10 protein-coding genes are annotated in these 7517 nt (G+C 70.5%); 7 read left to right on the top strand and 3 right to left on the bottom strand.

What is annotated here, in order from left to right; genetic code table 11:
- Positions 1–207: hypothetical protein (locus QSG27_RS26405; RefSeq protein WP_306711461.1), on the top strand; the 207-nt coding region annotated here is incomplete at its 5' end.
- A 283-nt stretch (positions 208–490) separates the two neighbouring features.
- Positions 491–2002: a DEAD/DEAH box helicase gene (locus QSG27_RS26400; RefSeq protein ID WP_306711459.1), complete on the top strand. Its 1512-nt coding sequence runs from the start codon at positions 491–493 to the stop codon at positions 2000–2002.
- A gap of 270 nt (positions 2003–2272) precedes the next feature.
- On the opposite strand, the gene QSG27_RS26395 is transcribed toward QSG27_RS26400, so the two are convergent.
- Positions 2273–3280 (bottom strand): cobalamin biosynthesis protein, encoded by a 1008-nt coding sequence (locus tag QSG27_RS26395; protein WP_306711457.1) that lies wholly within the window; start codon positions 3278–3280, stop codon positions 2273–2275.
- Positions 3281–3287: 7 nt separating this feature from the next.
- Positions 3288–3851: an ankyrin repeat domain-containing protein gene (locus QSG27_RS26390; RefSeq protein WP_306711455.1), complete on the bottom strand. Its 564-nt coding sequence runs from the start codon at positions 3849–3851 to the stop codon at positions 3288–3290.
- A 106-nt stretch (positions 3852–3957) separates the two neighbouring features.
- Here QSG27_RS26390 and QSG27_RS26385 point away from each other — a divergent pair, with 106 nt between their 5' ends.
- The 3 genes from QSG27_RS26385 (at position 3958) to QSG27_RS26375 (ending at position 5642) form a co-directional block, all read left to right on the top strand.
- Complete coding sequence (locus tag QSG27_RS26385; protein WP_167525474.1) at positions 3958–4104, top strand: hypothetical protein; 147 nt, start codon at positions 3958–3960, stop codon at positions 4102–4104.
- A 72-nt stretch (positions 4105–4176) separates the two neighbouring features.
- The gene (locus QSG27_RS26380; RefSeq protein ID WP_306711453.1) at positions 4177–4782 is read left to right on the top strand and encodes a general stress protein; all 606 of its coding nucleotides are present in this window, start codon (positions 4177–4179) and stop codon (positions 4780–4782) included.
- A 92-nt stretch (positions 4783–4874) separates the two neighbouring features.
- The gene (locus QSG27_RS26375; protein WP_306711452.1) at positions 4875–5642 is read left to right on the top strand and encodes a sulfite exporter TauE/SafE family protein; all 768 of its coding nucleotides are present in this window, start codon (positions 4875–4877) and stop codon (positions 5640–5642) included.
- 197 nt (positions 5643–5839) lie between these two features.
- On the opposite strand, the gene QSG27_RS26370 is transcribed toward QSG27_RS26375, so the two are convergent.
- On the bottom strand, positions 5840–6736 hold the full coding sequence (locus QSG27_RS26370) for a methyltransferase domain-containing protein (protein ID WP_306711450.1): 897 nt from the start codon (positions 6734–6736) through the stop codon (positions 5840–5842).
- A gap of 94 nt (positions 6737–6830) precedes the next feature.
- Between QSG27_RS26370 and QSG27_RS26365 the strand changes: the two genes are divergently transcribed.
- Positions 6831–7097, top strand: coding sequence for a flagellar biosynthetic protein FliQ (locus QSG27_RS26365; RefSeq protein ID WP_306711448.1), 267 nt, complete (start codon positions 6831–6833; stop codon positions 7095–7097).
- Between the two features lie 13 nt (positions 7098–7110).
- On the top strand, positions 7111–7517 hold a 407-nt coding region (locus tag QSG27_RS26360), incomplete at its 3' end, for a ComF family protein (protein ID WP_306711446.1).

Here is a 7517-nt window from a genome sequence, read left to right as displayed (position 1 = left end):
AGCCGCGACATGGTTCCACTGGTGGCCGCAATTCGCTTGATTTCCAAGCAATGGAAGCCTTCACGCGCCGCCCGTATGAGACGGGCGGACGACCTTCGCCGCACCGGGTTCCAGGTGATCGCCGCCCGGTTGGACGAGCAGCGCCAGACCATCCACGCCATGATCCCGACGCGCATCGCCGCGGTCGGCCGGGCCGATACGCCATGATGGTATGCGAGCCGTGCATACGGCCCGCGAACGAATCTTCTTGGATTGTGCAGCGCAACCCACTATGTAAGGCGCCTTGATCGCTGGAGGCTCGCGCGTCTCTTGAGCGAGACGCGCTTTGATATAGCGGAACGGCCTTCCCAAGGACCCGGCCCTCCGCAGCTTCGGACAGACGCCTCTCCCTCTTCCGACCTCCTCCCGGCGAAAACGCCGGCGTTCCACCGCTCACCATCCGGGTGCAGCGGGCGTGCGCCGTCATGGTCCTGAGGAAAGGTTTCCCTACTTGTCGTCCATTGAAATGACCGCCGCCGATGCTCTCGTTGCCGAGACTTCTGTCATCGAGACCGCCGTCGCCGACGAAACCGTGATCGACACCGCCGCCACCCCCAACGCCTTCGCCGGGCTGGGCGTCCACCCGCTGGTCGTCAAGGCGCTGGAAGCGTTCGAATACAACACCCCGACCCCGGTCCAGGCCGAGGCGATCCCGCCGGCCCTGGAAGGCCGCGACATCCTGGCGACCGCCGAGACGGGCACGGGCAAGACCGCCGCCTTCATGCTGCCGGCGCTGACCCGCACCATCGATCTGCCGCGCCTGGGCGTGGCCGCCCCGCGCGTGCTGGTGCTGGCCCCGACGCGCGAACTGGCCAAGCAGGTCACCGACGCCGCGCGCAAGTACGCCAAGTTCATGAAGTACAACATCGTGGACGTGGTCGGCGGCATGCCGTACCGCGACCAGCTCCGCCTGCTGTCGCGCGCGGTGGACGTGATGGTGGCCACGCCGGGCCGCCTGCTCGACCATGTGTCGCGCAACCGCATCGACCTCAGCGCCGTCGAGGTGCTGATCCTGGACGAGGCGGACCGCATGCTGGACATGGGCTTCCTGGACGATGTGGAAACCATCGCCAAGTGCTGCCCGGACAGCCGCCAGACGCTGCTGTTCACCGCCACGCTGGACCGCCGCATGGCCCAGCTCGCCGGCAACCTGCTGCGCAACCCGGTGCGCGTCGCCGTGGAAAGCGCCACCACCTCGGTGAACGTCGAGCAGCGCCTGCACCACGCCGACGACATGGACCACAAGCGCCGCCTGCTGAAGCATTTCGCGGACCTGCCCGAGGTCGGCAAGGCGATCATCTTCGCCGCGACCAAGCGCGATGCCGACACGCTGGCCGAAGAGCTGAGCGACGCCGGCCACGCCGCCGCCGCCCTGCACGGCGACATGGACCAGTTCAAGCGCAACCGCACGCTCCAGCGCCTGCGCACCGGTCAGGTCCGCCTGCTGGTGGCGACCGACGTGGCGGCGCGCGGCATCGACGTGCGCGACATCACCCACGTCATCAACTTCGACCTGCCGCGCTCGGCGGAGGACTATGTCCACCGCATCGGCCGCACGGGCCGTGCGGGCGCCTCGGGCGTGGCGATCTCCTTCGCCGCCCGCGCCGACCGCGACGCCCTGTTCCGCATCGAGCGCTACACCGGCACCCGCCTCGACATCCATGTCGTTCCGGGGCTGGAGCCGCAGCGTCCGTTCCAGACCGGCGGCGGCAACCGTCCGGCGGGCCGTTCGGGCCGTCCGGGTGGCGGCAACGGCGGCGGCTACAACAAGAAGCCGTGGGTCCGCAACGCTGGCGGCGCCGAAGGCGGCAAGCCGAACGGCGGCCCGGGTGGCCGTCCGCAGGGCCGTCCGATGAACCGCAACGAGCATGGCCGCAGCGACCACGCCCGCAACGAGCACGGCGGTCACGCCCGCCGCGACTCCCAGGGCGGCAAGCCGGCGCACCGGGCGACCAAGTGGTAACAGCGGTTCGCCGCTGACATGAAAAAGGCGCGGTCCCTCGGGATCGCGCCTTTTTTCTTGGTCGAGCCGGAGTGTGGCGGGCAAGACTTCACACGGATTCCACGGATCTAAGCACGGATTTCGCGGATTTTATTATAATAATAAATTGTAAAAGCCCACGATACTCGCGCGAAGCGCCAAGGGTGATGGTGAATCAATAAATAAAAATCCGTGTAATCCGTGATATCATCCGTGCAATCCGTGTGAAGTCTTGTTCTCCGCTCCCGCGCTTCACAGCCCTGCGATCCCCCACAGCAGCAGCGCCACCAGCAAGGCCAGGATCAGCCCGGCCACGGCGTAGACCGCCAGCGCCCGTCCGATGTCCGCCGCGGTGGCTCGCGCCCGCCCATTCCCGATCCAGGGTTCGGTGATGACCACCCCGCCGTCGCGGTGCGGGCCGCCCAGCGCCAGACCCAGCGCGCCGGCCATGGCGGCGGTCGGCCAGCCCATGTTGAGGGAGGCCGCCTTGCCGCCGTCCCGCATCATGGCGCGGAAGGCGCCGCCGGCCTTGGCCCCGGCAAAGGGAGCGGCCAGCGCCAGCAGAACCGCCGCGAGCCGCGCCGGAATGGCGTTCAGGGCGTCGTCCAGCCGCGCCGCGGTCAGGCCGAAGCGCTCGTGCCGGACGCCGGGATAGCCCAGCGCCGAATCGGCCCCGTCCACCACCGCCCAGACCAGCAGGCCGGGCACCCCCAGCAGGGCATAGCCGAAGACCGGGGCCACCAGCTTGCGGGCGAAGCCCTTGGCGGCGGCCTCGATGGCGGCGCGGGCGATGCCGTGCTCGTCCAGGCCGAGAGCATGGCGGCGGGTGAGCGGGGCGACGGCGTCCCGCGCCGGGGCGGCGCCACCCTTTTCCAGCGCGCGGCGGACCGCCCGCACCTGAGCCCAGGCGGCGCGTCCGCGCAGGGTGGCGAGGATCACCACCAGCTCCAGCAGCCAGCCGCGGCTCTGCGCGCCGACCCGCTCCACGATCAGGCCGAGAGCGACCGCGGCCAGAAGGAGCGCCAGCACGACCAGGGCGCCGCGCAGCAGGCGGGCGGTCTTGCCGCGCTCCACCCGGTTCAGCCGCCGGTCGGCCCAGGCGCAGAAGCGCCGGGCCAGCGCCGAGGGGTCGGGCAGGACGCGCCCGGTCCAGTCGCCGGCGGCGGCGTCGATGGCCAGAGCCAGCAGCAGCAGGAACAGCGGCCCCGGACCGTTCAGGGGGGCGGCGCCGAGGAGGGAGGTGAGCGTGGCGTCGCCCATCGCGGCCTCAGCGCGCCCCGGCCTGACGGAGCAGCGTCGCCACGCGGGCGTTGCGGCTGTCCTGCGCCCAGCTCAGCGTCGTGCGGCCCGTGAAGTCCGACCGGTCGGCCTTGGCCCCGGCCTTCAGCAGCCGTTCCACAAGATCGGCCCGCCCGAAGCGGGCGGCGCTCATCAGCGGGGTGATGCCCTGGCGGTTGTCCTGATCGACCTTGGCGCCCTTCGCCAGCAGCAGGTCCACCGCCTCGGGCGCGTCGGCCTCCACCGCGTAGTGCAGCGGGTTGTTGCCGGCCTTGTCGGCGCGGTTGGGGTTGGCCCCGCCGTCCAGCAGCAGCCGGACCAGTTCCGGATGGCCGTTGCCGATGGCAAGCAGCAGGACGGGCCGCCCGTTGGCATCGACCTGATTCGGATTTTCCCCCTTCAGCAGCAGCATGCGCAGCGAGTTCACGTCGTTGGACGTCACCGCCTTGACCATGGAGGGGCCTTCCAGGAGGTTGATCTGGGCCAGGGCCGGGGCCGCGACGGGGGCGGTCAGGCCGAGGGTCAGCAGACTGAGCAACAGCAGCCGTTTCATGGCGCGTCCTTTTGTGCGATCCGTGTGTGAGATCCGTCCTTCGGCCGGGGATACTAGCCAGTTTGGCCCGGTTTGGCGATCTCGACCCGCTGCAATGGAGCCGCCCATGGTCCGCAATCCGCTCGCCCGCCACATTGCGCTGTTCCTGGCGGTGAAGTTCGCGCTGATCGCGCTGGGCCTGTGGTGGTTCTTCGGCTCCATGCCCGAGCCGCGGGGCGTGGTGCCGCCGCCCGCCGCCGCCGGGAAGCCCTGATCCCCGGCTGGAACCTCCGGCCGGCGCCTTCGGTTAACCCTCGACCAAGGGGTGTCACAGGGGGAGACCGCCATGACCTTCGAGAACGACGTGAACGCCGATCGCTCCGGCGGCAGCCTGCGCGGCGCCGTGCGCGAGGCCGTCGGCATCTTCGCCAGCCGCGACGCCCTTCAGAAGGCCATCGACGAGCTGTCGCTGGCCGGTTTCCAGCGCCACGAGCTGAGCGTGCTCGCCAACGACCAGACCATCCGCGACCATCTGGGCCATGTGCCGGAGCGGGCGGAGGACGTCGCCCACGACCCCGATGCGCCGCGCCAGTCCTACGTCTCGCCGGAGGATGTCGGCAGCGTGAAGGGCGTGGCGGTGGGGCTGCCGGCCTATGTCGGGGCGATCCTGGCGACCGGCGCCGTCCTGGCGACCGGCGGCACGGCCCTCGCCGCGGCGGCCGCGGCGGCCGCGGCGGGGGTGGGCGGCGGCGCCATGGGCTCCGTCATGTCGAACTGGCTGACCGACAAGCGCAACGAGCCGATGCTCCAGCACCTCGACAAGGGCGGCATCCTGCTGTGGGTCAATCTGGCCGACCCCGGGCGGGAGCGGCAGGCGGTGGAGATCATGAACCGCCACGCCGCCCGGCCGGTGGAGGTGCACGAGGTGCCGCAGGCCGGTTCCGAGGGGTGAGGCCGGGTGCCCGCCCGTCACCTTGACGCAGGTCATGGCCTTCGCGGCGGCCTTCCCCTATACACGGGCGGTCTTCCAACCGGAGATCCGCCTTGGACCCGCATTCGGCCCTGTCGCTTCTCGAAGCCGGCCTGAACCAGTGCGCCGTGGTCATCGACCGCGACGGCGGGTTGCTGGTTGCGCTGCTCACGGCGGGGCTGGTCGGTGGATCGACCCATTGCGCGGGGATGTGCGGCCCCTTCGTGCTGGCCCAGATCACCGCCCGGCTGGAGCAGGTTCCGGCCTCGCGCATGAGCGAGTTCCACCGTCTGGCCGGAGCGGCGGTGCTGCCCTACCATCTGGGGCGCGGCACCACCTACACGCTGATCGGGGCGGCGGCGGCGGCGGTCGCCGGCCATGTCGGGGCGCTGCCGGGGCTGAAATGGTTGTCGGTGGCGCTGCTCGCCTTCGCGGCGCTGTTCTTCCTGGGTTACGCGGTGAAGGGGCTGTCGGCCTGGGTGCCGAAGCTCGACGGCGCGTTCCAGCGCTGGTGGGGCGACCGCGTGTCGAGGCTGGCCCGGCCTTTGTTCGGCAACCCCACGGGCTGGCGCGGCTACGCGCTCGGTCTGGCGCTGGGCTTCATTCCCTGCGGGCTTCTTTACGGTGCGGTGGCGGTGGCCGCGGCGAGCGGCAGCGCGCTGACCGGCGCGCTGGGCATGGCGGCTTTCGCGCTGGGCACTCTTCCGAGCCTGCTGGCGGTCGGCCTTGCCGGGCATCTGGCGGGGCGCACCTGGCGGGCGGCAGTGGCGCGGGCGGCGCCGGTCATCATGGTGGTGAACGCCGGGGTGCTGGGCTGGATGGCGATCCGGATGATCGGGTGAGTTCCGGGAAGGGCGGCGGGTCACCACAAAGACACGAAGAACACTAAGATTTCACGAAGAGTGTTTGGCGTGATCGAGCGTAAGTCCGGATAATAAATTCCTGATGTGTGGCCTTCTCAGGAAAGCAAAACCTTCGTGCTTTATTCGTTCCTTCATGTCTTTGTGGTAAGCCGCCGCCCAAGGAACACGCCCAGAGTTTACGGCAACCTCTCCGCCGACCCCTTCAGCGCCTCGCCCAGCGGGATCTCGCCGCAGCCGGGCTTCAGCGGCTGCTGCTGGCTCTCGTGCGGCGCCCAGCCGGCCAGATAGAGGATCTGGAAGGTCGCCTCGATGCGCCCGTCCGGCTCGGCGTACCGCTCGGCGTAGCGGCGGGCGGCGTCGAACAGCAGGGCGCGGGTGGCCGGCACCTTGCGGCGGGCCAGCACGGCGTTCGTCTCGCCCATGCCGCGCAGGTCGCGCATCAGGCGGAAGGCGTCGGCGTAGGTGACGGTGATGACGTCGCTGTCGATCACCGGCAAGGCGAAGCCGGCGCGCTGCATCAGCCCGCCGACGTCGCGGATCTCCGCGAAGGGCGACACGCGGGGCGACACGCCGCCGGACACCTCCATCTCCGCCTCGTACAGGCAGCGGCGCAGCTCCAGCAGCGTTTCGCCGCCCAGCATGGCCGCGCACAAGAAGCCGTCGGGCTTCAGCGCCTGCCGCACCTGGACCAGCGCCCCCGGCAGGTCGTTGACCCAATGGAGGCTGAGGTTGCTGACCACGAGGTCGAAGGTTTCCGGCGCGAAGGGCAGCAGTTCCTCGTCGGCGGCGACGGCCAGCGGACCCGCCTTCCGTGCGAAGCCGGGGGCGAGGTCGCAGGCGACCAGCGTCTCGATCCCCTTGCGCCCGCGCAGCGTCCGCCCCATCACCCCGTCATGGGCACCGAGGTCGAGGGCGGCGGGAAAGGGCCGCACCACGTCCTCCAGCCGGTCGGCGAGGCGTTCGGCCACCTCCTCGAACAGGAAGGCGTGCTCGGCGAAGGCGGGGACGGCGCGGTCGCGGCGGCGGCGGACGAGCGCGCGGTCGAAGACGGTCATGCTGTCGGGCGTGGTCATGCCCGCAATATAGCCCAGCCCCCGCGGGCTACAACCATCGGAGAAGGGGCGGGGCTGTGCTATGCTCGGCGCCGAACGTCGCTGGAGCTTGGCCATGGGCATCGAGGAAGCCATCGGCGCCACCTATGAGGCGCTGATCGTCATCATCAAGATCACCACCCCGGTCCTCGTCGTCACCACGGCGCTCGGCATGCTGATGACCATCTTCCAGCAAGCCACCAACATCAACGAATCGACGCTCCAGCAGGATCTGAAGATCTTCGCGACGCTGGCGCTCCTGTTCATCACCGGGCCGGCGATCTACATCGCGCTGCGCGACTACACCTTCGTGATCTTCGACCGCATCGCCGGGCTGAACTGAGGGGCGCGCCGCGGTGGCCCTTCTGCAACGGCTGGCGACAGGGGTTCTGGACGCGCTGCTGCCGCCGCGCTGCCTGTGCTGCGGCGGGGCGGTGGACCGGCAGGGCGGCCTGTGCGCCCCCTGCTGGAGCGGCCTGACCTTCATCGCCCCGCCGCTCTGCGCCGGATGCGGCACGCCCTTCGATTTCGCGCTGGAGGGGGAGCCGCTGTGCGCCGCCTGCATCGCCGAACCACCGGTCTACGCCCGCGCCCGCGCCGTTCTGGCCTACGACGACGGCAGCCGTCCGCTGCTGCTGGGCTTCAAGCACGGCGACCGCATCCACGCCGCGGGGGCCTATGGCGCGTGGCTGGCCCGCGCCGGGGCGGAGCTGCTGGCCGACGCCGACCTGCTGGCGCCGGTGCCGCTGCACCGCCTGCGGCT

Source organism: Azospirillum isscasi (assembly GCF_030849505.1).
GTDB classification, from domain to species: domain Bacteria; phylum Pseudomonadota; class Alphaproteobacteria; order Azospirillales; family Azospirillaceae; genus Azospirillum; species Azospirillum isscasi.
This window is presented reverse-complemented; position numbering and strand designations above follow the sequence as displayed.

Bases quoted from the DNA above. Each gene is read 5' to 3' on its own strand.
- QSG27_RS26380 (WP_306711453.1), top strand. From the start codon at position 4,177: ATGACCTTCGAGAACGACGTGAACGCCGATCGCTCCGGCGGCAGCCTG.
- QSG27_RS26385 (WP_167525474.1), top strand. From the start codon at position 3,958: ATGGTCCGCAATCCGCTCGCCCGCCACATTGCGCTGTTCCTGGCGGTG.
- QSG27_RS26370 (WP_306711450.1), bottom strand. From the start codon at position 6,736: ATGACCACGCCCGACAGCATGACCGTCTTCGACCGCGCGCTCGTCCGC.
- QSG27_RS26390 (WP_306711455.1), bottom strand. From the start codon at position 3,851: ATGAAACGGCTGCTGTTGCTCAGTCTGCTGACCCTCGGCCTGACCGCC.
- QSG27_RS26365 (WP_306711448.1), top strand. From the start codon at position 6,831: ATGGGCATCGAGGAAGCCATCGGCGCCACCTATGAGGCGCTGATCGTC.
- QSG27_RS26395 (WP_306711457.1), bottom strand. From the start codon at position 3,280: ATGGGCGACGCCACGCTCACCTCCCTCCTCGGCGCCGCCCCCCTGAAC.